General features: G+C 42.1%; 29 protein-coding genes and 1 tRNA gene. All 30 read right to left on the reverse strand.

Going from position 1 to position 15,080, the window contains the following annotated elements; all coding sequences use genetic code 11:
• Position 1: 1 nt before the first annotated feature.
• Positions 2-637, reverse strand: coding sequence for a phage scaffolding protein (locus BLHYD_RS09855; protein WP_005948622.1), 636 nt, complete (start codon positions 635-637; stop codon positions 2-4).
• Between the two features lie 79 nt (positions 638-716).
• Positions 717-789, reverse strand: a tRNA-Ile gene (locus tag BLHYD_RS09860).
• A 334-nt stretch (positions 790-1,123) separates the two neighbouring features.
• Positions 1,124-1,297 carry a cysteine-rich KTR domain-containing protein gene (locus BLHYD_RS09865; RefSeq protein WP_005948621.1) on the reverse strand — a complete coding sequence of 58 codons (174 nt, stop codon included), beginning with the start codon at positions 1,295-1,297 and terminating at the stop codon, positions 1,124-1,126.
• A 99-nt stretch (positions 1,298-1,396) separates the two neighbouring features.
• Entirely contained in the window at positions 1,397-1,927 is a 531-nt protein-coding gene (locus BLHYD_RS09870; protein WP_005948620.1) for a hypothetical protein, read from the reverse strand.
• Positions 1,928-1,939: 12 nt separating this feature from the next.
• Complete coding sequence (locus tag BLHYD_RS09875) at positions 1,940-2,335, reverse strand: hypothetical protein (protein ID WP_005948619.1); 396 nt, start codon at positions 2,333-2,335, stop codon at positions 1,940-1,942.
• Between the two features lie 123 nt (positions 2,336-2,458).
• Complete coding sequence (locus BLHYD_RS09880; RefSeq protein WP_005948618.1) at positions 2,459-3,121, reverse strand: hypothetical protein; 663 nt, start codon at positions 3,119-3,121, stop codon at positions 2,459-2,461.
• Positions 3,122-3,173: 52 nt separating this feature from the next.
• Entirely contained in the window at positions 3,174-3,389 is a 216-nt protein-coding gene (locus BLHYD_RS09885; protein ID WP_040350563.1) for a hypothetical protein, read from the reverse strand.
• Between the two features lies 1 nt (position 3,390).
• The gene (locus BLHYD_RS09890) at positions 3,391-3,837 is read right to left on the reverse strand and encodes a hypothetical protein (protein ID WP_005948616.1); all 447 of its coding nucleotides are present in this window, start codon (positions 3,835-3,837) and stop codon (positions 3,391-3,393) included.
• Between the two features lie 376 nt (positions 3,838-4,213).
• Positions 4,214-4,408: a hypothetical protein gene (locus BLHYD_RS09895; protein WP_322141406.1), complete on the reverse strand. Its 195-nt coding sequence runs from the start codon at positions 4,406-4,408 to the stop codon at positions 4,214-4,216.
• 17 nt (positions 4,409-4,425) lie between these two features.
• Positions 4,426-4,728 carry a hypothetical protein gene (locus tag BLHYD_RS09900; protein WP_005948614.1) on the reverse strand — a complete coding sequence of 101 codons (303 nt, stop codon included), beginning with the start codon at positions 4,726-4,728 and terminating at the stop codon, positions 4,426-4,428.
• Positions 4,719-4,877 carry a hypothetical protein gene (locus tag BLHYD_RS09905; RefSeq protein ID WP_005948613.1) on the reverse strand — a complete coding sequence of 53 codons (159 nt, stop codon included), beginning with the start codon at positions 4,875-4,877 and terminating at the stop codon, positions 4,719-4,721. Before BLHYD_RS09905 ends, BLHYD_RS09900 begins: the two co-directional genes overlap by 10 nt.
• Positions 4,878-4,937: 60 nt before the next feature.
• A complete protein-coding gene (locus BLHYD_RS09910) occupies positions 4,938-5,315 on the reverse strand; it encodes a hypothetical protein (RefSeq protein ID WP_005948612.1) in 378 nt (125 codons plus the stop codon).
• A complete protein-coding gene (locus BLHYD_RS09915) occupies positions 5,287-5,469 on the reverse strand; it encodes a hypothetical protein (protein WP_005948610.1) in 183 nt (60 codons plus the stop codon). The genes BLHYD_RS09910 and BLHYD_RS09915 overlap by 29 nt, the downstream gene beginning before the upstream one ends.
• Before the next feature lie 2 nt (positions 5,470-5,471).
• Positions 5,472-6,689, reverse strand: a complete 1,218-nt coding sequence (locus BLHYD_RS09920; RefSeq protein ID WP_260785106.1) for a phage minor capsid protein — start codon at positions 6,687-6,689, stop codon at positions 5,472-5,474.
• On the reverse strand, positions 6,689-6,997 hold the full coding sequence (locus BLHYD_RS09925; RefSeq protein WP_005948604.1) for a hypothetical protein: 309 nt from the start codon (positions 6,995-6,997) through the stop codon (positions 6,689-6,691). The genes BLHYD_RS09920 and BLHYD_RS09925 overlap by 1 nt, the downstream gene beginning before the upstream one ends.
• A gap of 3 nt (positions 6,998-7,000) precedes the next feature.
• Positions 7,001-7,234, reverse strand: a complete 234-nt coding sequence (locus BLHYD_RS09930) for a holin (protein WP_005948602.1) — start codon at positions 7,232-7,234, stop codon at positions 7,001-7,003.
• A gap of 6 nt (positions 7,235-7,240) precedes the next feature.
• Complete coding sequence (locus BLHYD_RS09935) at positions 7,241-8,686, reverse strand: phage portal protein (RefSeq protein ID WP_050769885.1); 1,446 nt, start codon at positions 8,684-8,686, stop codon at positions 7,241-7,243.
• A gap of 12 nt (positions 8,687-8,698) precedes the next feature.
• Positions 8,699-9,037: a hypothetical protein gene (locus tag BLHYD_RS09940; protein ID WP_005948599.1), complete on the reverse strand. Its 339-nt coding sequence runs from the start codon at positions 9,035-9,037 to the stop codon at positions 8,699-8,701.
• Positions 9,038-9,047: 10 nt separating this feature from the next.
• A complete protein-coding gene (locus tag BLHYD_RS09945; protein WP_005948597.1) occupies positions 9,048-10,235 on the reverse strand; it encodes a PBSX family phage terminase large subunit in 1,188 nt (395 codons plus the stop codon).
• Complete coding sequence (locus BLHYD_RS09950) at positions 10,225-10,926, reverse strand: NUMOD3 domain-containing DNA-binding protein (RefSeq protein ID WP_005948595.1); 702 nt, start codon at positions 10,924-10,926, stop codon at positions 10,225-10,227. The genes BLHYD_RS09945 and BLHYD_RS09950 overlap by 11 nt, the downstream gene beginning before the upstream one ends.
• Positions 10,926-11,312, reverse strand: coding sequence for a terminase small subunit (locus tag BLHYD_RS09955; protein WP_005948593.1), 387 nt, complete (start codon positions 11,310-11,312; stop codon positions 10,926-10,928). The genes BLHYD_RS09950 and BLHYD_RS09955 overlap by 1 nt, the downstream gene beginning before the upstream one ends.
• Before the next feature lie 762 nt (positions 11,313-12,074).
• Positions 12,075-12,368: a hypothetical protein gene (locus BLHYD_RS09960; protein WP_005948588.1), complete on the reverse strand. Its 294-nt coding sequence runs from the start codon at positions 12,366-12,368 to the stop codon at positions 12,075-12,077.
• 97 nt (positions 12,369-12,465) lie between these two features.
• Positions 12,466-12,654: a hypothetical protein gene (locus BLHYD_RS09965; RefSeq protein WP_005948586.1), complete on the reverse strand. Its 189-nt coding sequence runs from the start codon at positions 12,652-12,654 to the stop codon at positions 12,466-12,468.
• Positions 12,651-12,938, reverse strand: coding sequence for a hypothetical protein (locus BLHYD_RS09970; RefSeq protein WP_005948584.1), 288 nt, complete (start codon positions 12,936-12,938; stop codon positions 12,651-12,653). The genes BLHYD_RS09965 and BLHYD_RS09970 overlap by 4 nt, the downstream gene beginning before the upstream one ends.
• Positions 12,931-13,140: a hypothetical protein gene (locus tag BLHYD_RS09975; protein ID WP_005948583.1), complete on the reverse strand. Its 210-nt coding sequence runs from the start codon at positions 13,138-13,140 to the stop codon at positions 12,931-12,933. The genes BLHYD_RS09970 and BLHYD_RS09975 overlap by 8 nt, the downstream gene beginning before the upstream one ends.
• A complete protein-coding gene (locus BLHYD_RS09980; protein ID WP_005948581.1) occupies positions 13,133-13,387 on the reverse strand; it encodes a Lar family restriction alleviation protein in 255 nt (84 codons plus the stop codon). Before BLHYD_RS09980 ends, BLHYD_RS09975 begins: the two co-directional genes overlap by 8 nt.
• 139 nt (positions 13,388-13,526) lie before the next feature.
• Positions 13,527-13,886 carry a hypothetical protein gene (locus tag BLHYD_RS09985; protein ID WP_155799554.1) on the reverse strand — a complete coding sequence of 120 codons (360 nt, stop codon included), beginning with the start codon at positions 13,884-13,886 and terminating at the stop codon, positions 13,527-13,529.
• Positions 13,887-14,057: 171 nt separating this feature from the next.
• Positions 14,058-14,381: a nucleoside triphosphate pyrophosphohydrolase family protein gene (locus tag BLHYD_RS09990; protein ID WP_260785097.1), complete on the reverse strand. Its 324-nt coding sequence runs from the start codon at positions 14,379-14,381 to the stop codon at positions 14,058-14,060.
• A 10-nt stretch (positions 14,382-14,391) separates the two neighbouring features.
• Positions 14,392-14,775 carry a hypothetical protein gene (locus BLHYD_RS09995; protein ID WP_005953646.1) on the reverse strand — a complete coding sequence of 128 codons (384 nt, stop codon included), beginning with the start codon at positions 14,773-14,775 and terminating at the stop codon, positions 14,392-14,394.
• Positions 14,776-14,781: 6 nt separating this feature from the next.
• Complete coding sequence (locus BLHYD_RS10000; RefSeq protein ID WP_260785095.1) at positions 14,782-15,069, reverse strand: DUF5405 family protein; 288 nt, start codon at positions 15,067-15,069, stop codon at positions 14,782-14,784.
• Between the last annotated feature and the right edge of the window lie 11 nt (positions 15,070-15,080).

A 15,080-nucleotide genomic window follows, 5' to 3' on the forward strand; every position in this document is an offset into this window, starting at 1 on the left:
GTTATTCTCCTTTTCCAAATAAATTCAAATTCTGCGCAATAGCAGCTTGCCTTTCGGACGGGTCTTTGATTTTCATAATATCGTCTTTTGTCATAATTCCCGTTCCTCCGGTACTTCTTCCTGTTCCCGGTGTTGTAAACCGTGCTGCCTGCTGTTTTGCCTTTTCACTTTGTTCATCAACGAACGCCGAAGCATCTCTTTCTTTAATCTGCCCGATCAGATCAGACAAGCCTAAAATCTTACCGTCTTTCAACTTTAAGCCAGATTCTTTGATTTCTGTCATGACCGCCTTTTTCGCCGCTTCGCTGGAAAACTTAATGGATTCCATTTCAGTTTTCAATGCGTCAGAAAAATCTCTATCATAAATCTTCTGTTTATAGTCGTTTTCGGCTGTTTCCGCTTTCTGTTTCCATGTGTCAAGTTCTGCCTGCATGGTTTCCAAGTCCACACCGTCAAACCTTTTCAGCGTTTCTTCGGCTGTTTCTGCCTGTCCTTTCCACTTGTCGCGGTCAGATTCCACTTTTTCATAGTCCTTTACAGTCTTGTAATTCTCATGGAATACTTTTCTGAAATCCTCGGACTGTTCTTTTGGTACTTCAAGACCAAACTGTTTCAAGATTGCTTCAATGTTCTGCATACTTATCCTCCTAAACGTCTACTTATTAACCGCCCGTCAGCGGTAATGGATTCAGACAGATAAACCTCTGTCAGGGTAATCGGAACACCTAGAATCGAACTAGGGACTTGCTGTGTATAAGACAGGTGCTCTACCAACTGCGCTATGTTCCGAAACAGGGTCGGCAGGAGTCGAACCCGCCGTACTATTCCTCCCCCTGTGGGTTTGTTTTACATCTACTGTTATCCCGTCGGATGGTTCTTTGCATTTTTCAGCATTATTGATAAGCCGGATTGCGCATATCCATTTAAAGCCCGCACCGCAGGCAACACTTATCAAAATGCACACGTCGGGAATTGCGCCCGCTTTTCAACCTCCGGCCGGAGCCGTTTCTTTTAAGGACGTGTGCTAAGAAAGGAGGTGTAAGAAAAACAAATATAAGAAAAGAGCCAACAAACCTGTCGGAATTTCCGATAAGTTCATTGGCTCTGTGTCTGGCATCTGGCTCTATACAATATGTGTTATTACTTTTATTTTAAAGTCTGGCTCTATGTCCAGAATAGATTGTATTTTACACTTGGGGCAAAACACTGGTAGGTTTTCTGCCATAGTTTCTTTACGTATTTTTATACGTGTTTTATTATTGCATATAGGACAATAAATCCATTTTTCTCTTACCATGTTCTACCTCCTTTACAATCCTAAGTATATTATATCAGACATGCGAAAAAACTTTGTACCCATATTTTAAGGGCGATAGCAAAACCACCGCCCTCATATTTACATCATGTCTCTTAATTTGTCGATATACCGCTTCATGGTGTCTCTTTCTTCACGACAGTCGGCGTCGCGGCTCATGCCTTCCAACTCTTCCGTCAGAGCGTCCATATGCTCTTCCAGTGCTGCGAGCATTTTCTGTTTGCAATCCATATCTTTTCCGGCTCTGTAGGAATGCTTTTTATCCATGTACTCGTTATATGTGTCCATGTCTCTACCGCGACTATAATGCCCTCTTACATAGTGTTTGCCGCGAGTGCCACGATAGGAATTGTCATTGTCATAGTTTGGCATCATTCCATCGCGGGAATACCTCCCCATACTGTCACGCTTTCTGGCTTCGGAATATCCGCCGTCCATTTCTGCCAGAACAGCGTCATAATATTCTTCTTTGCATTTCCAGTATTCCACATTTTCCATGTCTTTCAACATATCAATCAGCTTGTATGCAGTTTCAAGGTTTGAAGTATTCAGACCTTTTTCTGCAATTCTATCAAGCTCTTCTTTGATGTTTTGCATTAATTTATAACTCATAGCCTGCCCTCCTTAACCTATTCTGCTCACAACGAGATTTGCGTCACTTACGATAGCTGCCACAGTTCCAATGTTTCTTACGCTCAAGGTAGAACAACATGGGCGATTTACTCGGACTTCCACAGTAGAAGAACCGTTTCCATACCCTGCTGCCGTAACTGTCGTAATGATTTTACTTCCAGGAATACTATCTCCGTCCTGCCTGATTTCAAAGGCTAACGTTCCGGCTGCCACTGCTGAAAAGTTTCCATTAAAGCCAACCCTATAAAGACCCGGCAGCAATGTCACTCTACCGCTCCCCGGCTCATGACGTATATTCTGACAATTTCCACCGATCCTATTTGTAGTAAAGGCAACATTGTCTCCGACATTTACTGTCTGTGTTCCTAAGCTTACCATATCTGCCATAATTTCATTCTCCCTTCATAATATTGCAAAAGGGTAGACTATCAGCCCACCCTCTCACATTAGTAATAACGGCTTTTGCCGAACAACCCGGACGTGCCGGGAAGAAACCTCAATATGAAGTTTTTAACAAGCACAGTTTCCGCACCCATTGCCATATCCATAAGCCGCCTGATAAGGACTGCAAGTAATATAAGCCGGAACCGGAGTCGGACGTAATGTGTTGATGATATTGTTCGTTTGACTTACATTCGCAAGCTGAAGTTGTGCGGATTGAAGCTCAGTCTGCAAGGACTGAATCTTATCCTGAGTGATCGTGTCAATAATACGCTGTGTTCCTGCATTCTGACTGTCAATTACATCGCGGAATCCACTACAAAGAGCCTGCTGCAATGTGTTTGTCTGCATTGCCATGTTATAATTTACACCATCAACAGCTCTTTGTGTCTGGCAGCAACAATCCTGTAACTGGTAGCCTAGATTAGAAATGTTGGAGTTTACTCCCGCAAATCCGTTACAAAGCTGTGTAGAAATATTCTGGATTCCGCTTTCGATTCCTTGTGTGGACAGCGCTGCATCGAGATCAGCACGTGTCGCATAGCCTTGGAACGCTGGAGAATTTGCTCCACCATTTCCGCCCCAGCCGTTGCCGTAACCGCCCCAGCCAAAAGCGCCAAAAATGAGGAACAATATAATCCACCATGCTCCGTCTCCACCCCAGCCGTCATTATTTCTTCCATTGTTGCCAGTTAATACAGCAACATCAGAAGCAGTTAATCCGTCTGTCATAATGTTTCTCCTTTACAATGTATTTACAAAATCATGGCCATTGATTTATGTACTATTTCAAAATCCCTTGAAGCTGCCGAGCCATCTGCTGAATCTGGTTGAGCTGCTGCTGATTGATTTTTCCAGACTGTAAAAGACGGCTGACTTCTTCCTTCGGGTTTTTCCCCTGCATATCCTGTTTAAATTTTTGAAACTGCTGAAGCATATTCAGGGGGCCATTCCCCGACATTCTCCCACCAACAAGCGCATTGAATAATGGGTTAGGCATATCAATCACCTTTCCTTTCCGGATTTGTGGCCGTTTCCAAAAGTCCGTATAGTTCCTCGTATTTTCCCCGTAAATCGTTGTATTCTTGCCGAGTGACATATTTATCGTCTAGGTTTGTTTCCGTCTGTTTCTGGGCATTCTGCGGCGTTCCGGTTACTTCCTGATATACAAAAGTACGGAGAGTAGGCATACCCGCCTGGTCTGTTGTCTTGATGTAAAATTGTGAATTTTCGCTGTCCATCAGAAGCACACTTGTGTTAGGAGCCACAAGATAGGACTTCGCTCCGGCTTCTCCCTGTACCCAAAGGATTCCCTGATTTACATTCTGTTGCTGTTGTGGCGGCTGCTGATACTGTGCCTGCATTTGTGCTAACCTGTCCATTTGCGGCTGCAACGGATTCACCTGCCCGAACTGATACGGGTTATATCCATAAAGCGGTAATGCCATGTTATCCCTCCGGTCTTGACTAATTTCTTGACTAAACCTTGTCTTTTCTTGACTTAATTTTACGCATAAAAAAAGAACTCTGACAGTTCGTCAAAGTCCTTGAAAAGTATCATAAAAGTATTACCACTTTGAAAACGTGATATAGGTATTACTAAAAATATCCATTATGTTTTCCTTACATTTCTCACATGAAAAGTTATTAGGAATATCATTAAGGCTTTCATATTCTTTGTAAATAGTATGGCATTTAGGGCATATAGAAATATATCTTATTTTCAAATATTTCTTTCTTGCCAACGCATCTAATACTTTAAAGCAAGTCTTGTAATTTACTCCCGTTTCTTTCGATATTTCTGATGTCGTAATATATTCCATATCAGCACACCCTTATAATCTTATTATTCACTTTCCTGCTCAACCGCTTAATGGTCGATACGCTTACATTCATCAGCTCCGCACACTGTTCAAGCGGAATATTTCTGGCACGATACTCAAAAAGTGTACGTTCATCAGATGTGAAATTGCAATACGCTCGGAAGTAATTTAGCTCCGGCACCGTAAAATCATACACTTTCAAAAGCATTCTCCTTACTGTTGCTGAGATAGATAAGAGATAAGCTTGTCCCTCGTTTTTTTTAACTGGTCTATGTTATTCCCAGAAATTTGGCTATTTAGCATATTAATAAGTGCTTCCATAATAAGACCATCACGCTCTTTTATATCGTTTATCGCCTGAAAGTCATTCTTGTCGTGTTCTTCTAATACCTTTACCCGATCATTCAATTTCACTGCAGGGGCAATCCATTTTTTAATTATTGCAGCTGCACCGCCGACAACAGAGATACCGCCGCAGATTGCAAGTATTGTCTGTATAATGTCCATTACGTCCATGCGTTAGACCTCCGCTTCTTAATCTTCATCGTCATATTCATCTGCACATTTGCCCCCATCATTTTCCCCTCGTTCGTAATCTCTGCAATATCTTCCGTAATGGTTACAATATATACAATGATTTTTCTGGCAATACTCGCACTCTCCAATTCCCGACGGCACCACAATAAGGGCTGAAAAATGTTTACATGTTCTGCATCTTTCCATGTTTATCTCTCCCAGTAATATATTGGTATCTCGTTCCCACTATCCCACGAATCCCAATAATACCCGTCCTGCACACATACCACATGACCGTCAATCGCCAGTATGTAAGTTCCTTTTGGGTTGTCCTCGCAGAAATCTCGGACAGTGTATATATCCTGATTGTGGTCGTCTACCAGATGTCGCCGGAATCCCTTACGGCGGAGATACGCGCTCCATACATGATTAGCCGAGGGCATATCTGACAAAGAAAATCCCATGAAAGACAGTCCGGCATAGGTCGTTTCCCAGTCCTGATTTAATGCTTTGCTGATTGCTCGGACGGTACAATCTCCGACATTGGAAGCACGCGGATTAGGGTTGTATGGTTTCCATCTGCTCATTTTCTTTTTTCTCCAAAATATATTCTAAGCGTTCATAGTCTCCACTTCCAATTCGATTAACCATCAAAACCTTATATCCCTCTCTCAATTTTCTTGAAAGTGATGATGTAGGATTTGTGTATTTGTCTATATAAGTCCTAACCACACACTGCATAATTATACTCCTTTCGCATTTTGATACCGCCTTGCCGCTCCTGCCGCTTTCATAGCCTGTTCTCTGTCCCATTTCGCCGTTTTTAATCTTTCCGCATAAGGCTTTAAATTATTATCTTCGCAATACTGCTTGTATGCGGTGTTCTGCTTTTTCAGCAGATAAGACTTTCTGTCAAACTCCTGCTGCAACTCAAATTTCAGCTTTTCATCGCGGCAATTATCAATAGCGGTCTGCATATTCTGGATTTTCCGTTTTGTATCACGCACACGACGTTCTAATGCTCGTTGCCGTTGCTGTTTTTCATAAGCTTTCCGATTTTCCTCGCTGTCGTATTGTTCAAACGGATTGTTTTCTCCGTCTCCTGTACCGAAAGAGTGCCGGCAATTTGCACCACACAGCCCTGTAACAGTGCCATACCCTGTTTCTGAAAACGGAGGAAATCTCTTATCTTTTCCACTTCGGCTGTAAAATTTCCCTTGCCACCAGCTATGGTTTCCTGGATTTTGCCCTCCGTCTCCGACACGAGCGCCCAGATGAGAGGAAACAAGGATAATATCCCAGTCCATTTCTTTCATACGTTCCAATGATACTTCTGCCGCCGCCTGAGATATACCAGTCCGAACGATCATCATTGTTGCGGATTCAATAGACAGCTTATACCCGGATGGATAACTAACTTTCATTCCTACTTCCGACACATCGTTTATAACGTCTCTGACAGCTTCTGTGTACGATACAGCCCCAGAAACAACCATATTATAAGCGCTGTCCATCTGATTGATAAAAAGCCTCTGAGCCTCGTTTGCGGTAGTCTTAGTGAAGTTACGCCATTCCCCCGCGGTAGCTTCATAATTCCGCTGCATGATACGCATAAGTGCCGGAGATTGCAGGAGAGGAACGGGAGACAGTCCAGCGGCCTGATAGATTTTATCGTCCCACTGCAAGGCTGTTACTCCTGCTTCTTCCATAGCTTCTTTAATTTCCTGCACCTGTTTCTTGGTCTTGTCGGAAAGCTCTTTTTGTATATCTTCCAGAAGATAGCCAGCCTCTTGCAATACTTCAATTTGCCATTTGTCTGTTGCGGTAAGAAGATAGTCCTCGCCCCGTCCGATTCTTGCCATCATACGGGCTATAATCTTATCCAATATATTTTTATGAAGCTGGGAAGCAATATCCTCAGCCCCTTCGGTTATGCGGTATAGGTATTCTGGTGTAAGCATTAAACCGCCTCGTATGTCTTTTCAAAAATATCAGGTTTGCATGGATATAATTCTCCATTTATACCTTGAATAACATAATCTCCTACTGTTACATGGTGGTCACCTTCGAGGGTGTGAATAAACAACTCTGTTACATGGTGGTCACCTTCGAGGGTGTGAATAAACAACTCTGATCCATCATAGTACATGGTATTATTATTCACTGCACTAATTGCCCATTCTGGAACATATGGTTTCCCACTAGAATTTATCATGTCTCCATCATACTGGAACGCTTCAATTACAACTGGCCTTTTCCTATACTTCATAGTCTATTCCTCCGTTTCGATTTCCGGTACACTTACCTCCGGCAATCCTGTAATGCTTGTCAGAATCGACACCACGCCCGCCAGTACAGCGGTAGACGCTACCACTACCCAATCAACCTCTGAAATCATAGCAGACGCTCCAATAGCCGCAATAGCCGACTGCGCCACTGTTTTAACAGCTCTTATTCCTGCCGCCTTTGCCCAGTTAATCCAATACTCTTTATTCTTCATAATCATTCTCCTTTATTCTTCCTTGAATTTATTGAAAAGCGTATCCTCTTTTGGCTGCGCTTCTTCAATCATTTTCTTCGCTTCTTCTTCGCTCATTTTTTCAAACTTCACGTAATACATCCACGGCGGCACATCCCCCTGAATCCTGTATTTCCACCAGTTCGCCATGTCCTCTTGATAGTTGTATGTAATATCTCCAAAACTAAAGGACATGCCCTCTTTGAGCGTTTCCCATAATTCCGGCGGCGTATTGATGTAAAGGTCTGCCATAACATTACAGCCATATAAAAGCTGTGTAATTGTGTCCTGCAATGCGTCACGGATATTTTTGATTGTCCTGATTGTCTCCTGATCGTCTGCCTCTACTTGTGTCGCCGTCATCATTCCTGTCTTTTCGTCTAGTGCAAACATACCTTGAGAGAATCCACATTTTGTTGAAATCATGGAAAGGATAGAATTTATATCCTTAATACGCTGCTCTGTGAGTAAAGTTGATACGTGCTCATGCACCATATTGTCTTTTTCTACACCCACACCCATTTCAACGCCTTTCAGGAATCGCGGTAATTTTATATTATGTTGCTCCGCATATCTAATAGCTGACTGCGGCAAGAAGGTCATATGTTTACTATCCTCGGTTTCTCCAGACTTTCTACTCCACGCTATATCAAGGTCTTTTAATTCTTTCAGCGCATTATGCCACACCGGAACACCTAACGGGCTTGTCCGGTCAATGCGATTCGGCGCCGGATTCTTAAAATACGCAAACAGCGGCATTTCCACATTCAGCAGAGATATATCCGGTTCAATGTTCGCCCATTCCCTGACTTCTGTCAGCTTGCAAGGGTCTCCTATACTCAACTGGTTTGTAGCCATTCTTCCGGCTCTTGCTTTGTAAGCGTAGTTGGTAATGCGGTATACTTTTCCCTCCGTGTCGTCCTCTAACGTGGTATTCTCGAATCTGTGCCACTCTAACCGGGTATAACGCCAATCTCCCCGATCTATCTGGCTCTGAAATACACAGCCTAGAATATTTCCGTTGCTATCTGTCTCTGTCGGTGCAAAGTTCCCCGGCTCTATGTAATCCACGTCATTTCCATTCGGCTTAAACATAATGCCACAATTCCCCAACGCCTCCGACACCTTGTCTGTAATAACCGCCAGTACATAATCAGCCTGTTTTTGCAAATACTCCGCACGCTCTCCGCCGGAAATATCAATGCCTAAGTCAAGCGTTACAAGCCCGGCTGTCACGTCATTGATGTACCCAGCAAAGTTGATACTCTCTATGTCGTCGTCCGGGTCTAACCACGGCGACTTTCCGGCTGTGATATTGTAATATTTATTTATCGCCGATTCCATAACAGAAGAAAGCTGTATATCCGCCTGAAACCGCTCCTCTATCTCTTTCCTGAACAATCTATTCCACACCGCCTTTATCCATGTTATCAGCCCCACTTTCTTCACTCCTTAACAATTACTTCTTGCAAGCCGTGTATGCCTTGTCAACGTCCATACACGCTGTTTGTCATATCCCATAGCACCGAGAATCTTCACGAACTTATACCGACGTGACACAGGAAAGTGAAATTTTTCTTTGATTTCTTCAATAACCAATTTTGCCATGTCAACAAAATCATTTATGACATCTAAGATTTTCTTCCATGCCTGTGCTGCTTTTTCAGCAGCTTTGTTTATTGCATAAATTCCAACATTTACATTGTTGCGTATGCACCTTTTCCATTCAATCACAGATATTCCCAAGCCTCTGATTTTCTTCGCCTGTTCTTCGGTTAATGCCATGTACATAACTTACCTCCTATACAATCCACCTATTCAACTGCCTTGCCACCGTCCAGATATAATACCGTATCAAATCCATGTGGTGATCGTTTTCTTTTATCACTTCATCCTTTGGTTTATCGTCGTCCCATGCGTACTGTTGGAACTCTTTTAATGTTTCCGTACAGCTATCATGGATTTTCAATATCCCATAATTCAGATACTTTGTTACTTCCTGTATGCCGTTCAGTACGTCATTGTTTGCACCTTTTACGATATATTTACCGTATTTTTTGATAGTCTCAATAAATCCAGCGGCAGAAGGGTCAACAACAATATATTCTATCGGCAAATCGCCTATAAGCGTTTCCAACTTGCTGTAATATCCCTCATTATCCAGCCTGTCCCTATCTCTGCCGGAATAGTGCAGTTCTTTAATCATTGTGCTGCTGCGCCCGTCAAAATCGAATATACCAACCGCGAATGGATTGACTGTACCATAGTCGATAGACACATAGTATTGATGTCCTCGCTTGTATTCCACTTCTCCGCCGACAACGTTCTTTTCCCGGCTGAACATCGGATATACAAGCCCCTCGGCAAGCGCCCATTCGCCCAGAATATACCGCTTGTAATATACGGAACCCTCATACTCTTTACAGAGGTTTTCGACAAATTTCTTATCCAAAAACGGGTTATCAAATATCGTGTACTTCTGACAGTAGATGTCAAAATCACTATCCAAAAACTCTTTCAGCCAGTGGTTAGGGCCTTGTGGGTTCAGCGCCCCATCAAAGCAACTATACGGCTTGTCCAGACGGGATTTAAGCATTTCAAAAACTTCTTCGTTCCAGTCTGCAACCTCGTCTCCGTAAACGTATTTGATAGAGCTTCCCCGGAGTTTTGATACCTGACTGACTTTCTCCGCGCCCAGACAATAAACGCGTTCCCCGAAAAGATAACAGATATTCTGACTGTTTATCTCTCCGACAAGATCGGTACCCCAGATATTCCGCATAGGCTCTAAGATATTACGCTCTATGGTGGATTTTGTCACCCCAAGTATTACAGCAAGTCCAGGATTTCCGATTCTTGCACGTATACGTTTAGGAATAACACACAATGTATCAATATATGTTTTCCCGCTTCGGGTCGCTCCAGTCTTAAAGCACCATCTTCTGTTTGCATTGTCAAGGTATTCTCTTTGCATTTTGCTAATCGGCATATTTAAACCTCAACCCAGAAGTATGTTTTCTTGCACCTCGGCAAACATCACTTATTTTAAATTGATTAGCCCCAGTATCCTCTGCGGCACTTTTTATTGTGTCATATACTTTTCCGGTATTTATGCAAATAACACATTTAGCATGAGGATTATCCTTTCCAGAAAGTTTTCCTCTCCTGTTTTTGCTCATTTTCTTTCTTGATTCATCAGTAATTCGATAACGGTATGATTCACGCATTTTTTCTTTAGTTTCTTCTGAATGTTTCCTGCCAAACCAAGATGAATTTTCTCCTGAAATTTTCATTCTGCTTTCTTCGTTCCAGTGTTTACCTTTTGCAGGAGATTCACGCCCTTTAAGGGAAGCGCTTATTCTTTGTTTGGTTTCTTTTGAATGTTTCATTCCATTTGCGCTTTCGCCGCCTTTTGAAGCATTGTATCCATACTTTGAATTTGAAGAATTATATAATTCTATAAGTTCAATTTCTTTTTCCTTTGCTTCTTCTTCGGTTAATTTTTCAAACAGAATTTCATGAATGAAATTATTCCACCCATATTTTGATATAGCATTATAGAACGGTTGTCCATAATACCCATTCCCATTCTCCCATCTATCCTCGGGTTTTCTGGATGTAATACCGATATATACCTTTCCATTTATTTTATTTGTGTGCTTATATACCGTATATCCCATTAGATAACACCGCCTATCTCTTTCAACACTTCGTCCAACTTCGTAAGAGCGTCTTTCTTTCCATCGTCTGACTTGTCATATCGTTTCATTAATTCCCTACCTGCCGCAAGTCTATCAGAAAGAGCTGCGTCCATATCAAACTGGTCTTTTATTTCTCCACGCAGGACAGAAGAATAAAACTCTAGCACCTCTTTTACATCTGCTATGCGGGAATTATCAATCTGTTTCTGGCGTTCTGCTATATATGCCGAAACGCTAAGTTTTTCTAAGTTCTGGCTACCTTGAACATGTGGTTGCTTATATCCTGCTTTCCTCGCCGCCTCAGTCGCGTTTCCGCATATCAGGTATTCATCCGCAAAGGCTTTCTGCTTTGGTGTGAGATTCATTTACCCACCGTCCTTTTTTCCCAGTGAATTTCTTTTAATGTTTCCGCAGTTCGGCAGCCTTCCCGGCAAAATGCATGAGGACAAATAACCTGCTCTTCGCAATCTGTGCATTTTATAAATCCAAGTTTTGTTATATTACTGTCTCTTATGTTCAATTCTATCTGTTTCATTCTCTCACCGCCTGCCATATATCATTTAAACAATTCACAATCTCTATCTGCGACGCACTCCGCAGTATCTCATAGTCCTTTTCTTTCCATTCGTCACGCTGATTCTTCTGCAATACCCGTGTACTGAGGATATATATAGTTATCATGCGTTTCTGCTCTGCGCTGTAAAATTGCGTTGTGCCTATCTTAATAACCAGATTCTTCTGCAAAATTGCACGTTGTAGCCTTCGCATGATACTATTCAGATTCAAAAAATCACCCCACACACAGTATTCTTAATTATATTTTACCGCATGTGGGGTGGTTTCGTTGTACCCATATTTTATTATTTACATTCATTTAGTATAATGATATAATAAATATGCAAGTAGTATTTTTAATTGTGAGGTGATTAAATGCAAACATTCACTTGCCCCACACGAAAGATAAAAGTTACTGCCATAAGAGATATGATTGTTTCCTCGGATTTAGGAAAGAAATCCTTTATACCTGGAAGATTAAAATGTACAGGTAGTAACAATGAATGTACAAAAGAGAACTGTCCGTTATTGAACGGAAAAATGTAAGGAGGCTCCAATTAAGGAGCCTTTTTTTATATCATGCATTTCCCAGTCAATATCATATACCTGTTATACGTCTCTATCGTCTTCCGGCGGTATCCCTGGAAATCCTTACGCTGCATTGGAATGTTACCCATTCGATCGTAACCAAGACCGGTAGTCAGGTTCAGGAAGAGATACGGCGCGATCTCAGGGTATGTGTTCTGCGCTGCCTCTAATAGCAAGCGCTGTTCATAGCCTTTTGCTTTGCGGCAATACGCAATAATCTTTCTCACATCCTCTTCTGATAGTCCGTAATCTTTTAAGTATGTATCACGTACACTCATTTGACTACTCCTTCCCTAAAATTTCATCAATACTGGCGTTCCAGCCTCTCACAAATCCTTTTCGCTGAAAATCTACCATACTGTGCGGCGATCTTAGTTATTCTAATTTTATTGGCGCTTCTTTTATCGGGCACCAATCTGGTTTTTCTTCAGTAAGATTCTTCTCCGTTATTTCTTTTTGCAATCCCATACACCTGTATTCTATTGGTACGGTTGCTTTTGCAAACCAAAATTTACATTGGTTGCATCTTTCCGGCATATCCACCACAATAATTCCTTTGCTCATTCAATCCCGCCTTTCTTGACGATCTCAACGGATCTGTGATATGCCAGTGATTCTTGATAATATCCGCTTGCCTTATTGTCTAATCCGGCATAGTTGCTTTGTATTCCTGCGTCATGTGACGCTTTCTCCCATGACTTTATTTCCTCAATTACCTTTTCCTTGTCAAAAGCTGTCTCGACTTCTTCTAAAATCACAGAAATATCATCATCAAGAGTGCCGTCTTCTCTTGTGTGCCTGTCTACAGCAGCTATAACCGCTTTCCGGCTGATTAAATCATCACTCATTCTTGACCTCCCGTATATACTCCCTGTATCTTTCAATCTCATTCGCAATGCTGTTCAAAATTGGAATTATCAAATCTAGGTCTTCAATTTTCCCAGTCTCATAATTCTTAATTCTCTGATCTCCCAACTGCTCTACATATTCCCATATAGCGCTTTCGTGTTCCAGACAGTCATCATAGATTCTTGCTTTCGTACTACTCATTCTGTTCACCCTCCTGTCCTGCCCGGCGGTTCCACCCATCAACTGCAAGTTTTATTTCTTTCAAAAGGCTATCGAATGATTCATTGTCCAATTCAATTTTGTGATGTTTTTCTAAGCCACATTTCGAGTTATTGCACCTAACTCTGAGGTCATATATTTCTGTTAAACAATTTCTCCCTATATGCTTAAATTCTGAAAAAACTTCTTTCCCACATATCGGGCAAGGCTCCAATCTGATTTCTCCCATCTCACACCTCCTGTAATATCTCTGTGTTGTCTATCGCATTTCCCTCTTTCGGCAACTCACGCCAGTTCTTGCGCTTTGCCTTAAATAAAATTTCTCTGCTCATTCACATTACCTTTTCTTTCTTCCTCATTCTAATCTCTCATTTGCAAAGTTTCTGCCCACACCATTTACAATTTCCTGCGAATAAATCTGTATCGTCCAAACTACTACCACACTCAGGACACCCATATTTTTCACCCAATGCTCCACATATATCTATTACTTTTTCCGGATTCTGACGCTCTCTCGCCTCCCGGCACTCTTCCACGGTTCCGATCTCCCGGTACTGCTGGATTTCTTTGAGTGCCAAGATTGCTATTCCGTCTGCAAGATAGGTGAAGTAATTATCTTTGTTCAATGCCTTTACAACTTCAAGAGTCATGTTTTCACCTGTTGTTGGGTCAAAAAGTATCATCTCTCGGTCAAATTCTAATTGCTGTATCGCTTCTTTCTCTGTCATTCTTCTGCACCGTCCTTTTCTGTTCTCTCATATCCATTCCAGCCATGTTCAGGACCACATGAATGAACACAATAATACTCACTATCTGAATCGCAATTATCGCACCTACCGCAATCGGGTTCTTCATCGTCTGCTGTGAATACCATATAACCGTTTCGCTTTATCATTTTTCTACACCGTCCTCTCCTGCTCGTTTATTCCATGCTTCTGCTGCTCTTCTGCTTCTTTGATCGTCCGGTCAAGCTTATACTCCATCATCGGCTCCACATCATCCTCAATCCCTAGCAAATATTCCACCTGCGGAGCCACATTCTTTACGTCCGCGATCTCTTCGATCACTGGACGCTTGTCTCCTGTCAATGCATGCTTACTCAATGCCTGGACCAGCTCGCCGCACTCCTCTGCCAGCTTCCAAAGCTGCTTTTCCTGGTAGTGGTCTGCGATCTGGCGAAGCTTCTGCTGCCGTTCATCAATCATGTTTTCAATCTCAATCATTGCCCTCTCCTTACTTATTCCATCGAATCTGCAAATCCAGATTCAGCCTTTCCTTAATGCTGTTAATATAATCTTCCCAAGTTGCCAGACCATCCACCAGGTAATCCGCGCCCTCCATCACCTTGTCCATCCATCTTTGGCAGCGTTTTTCTCCAAAGCCGAACGCATCATGCAATGCCGCAATTCCAATGATGGTAAAGGTATCCAGAGTCATTTCCTTGATCTTCTCACTGGCTTTGTCCAGATCTTTCGCGGCCAAAGAAGTATGTATTCCAGAAATGTTCCGGAACCGGATTTCATTTTCCAGGGCTTCCAGTCCGCCTTCTCTTACAATCCGCAATCCAAGAGACAGTCCATCTTCCCGCCCTCGTTCATATTCCCGCATTTTATTCATAGTATTTCACCCTTTCATCGGATATAGCCGTAAAACATCGTATAAGCTCGATACAGCCTTTTGATTGCTTTCCTCAACCAATTTTACATATTCATCCAGATTAACCGTAGAATCGTCCATAATCGCTTTTTGTCGCTCTTCCAGATATCTTTCCGCCAAAGCTGTCATACTGCCATAATACCCAACTGTACGATATATCTCTTTTCCACTCTTCTTTGCTATACATTTCTCTTTCAAAATATAATTTAACCGGTCCGTTTCAATAAAGTATTTCTCATCAATGATGATTCTCACATGCTCACCTC

Source organism: Blautia hydrogenotrophica DSM 10507, from assembly GCF_034356035.1.
GTDB classification, from domain to species: domain Bacteria; phylum Bacillota; class Clostridia; order Lachnospirales; family Lachnospiraceae; genus Blautia_A; species Blautia_A hydrogenotrophica.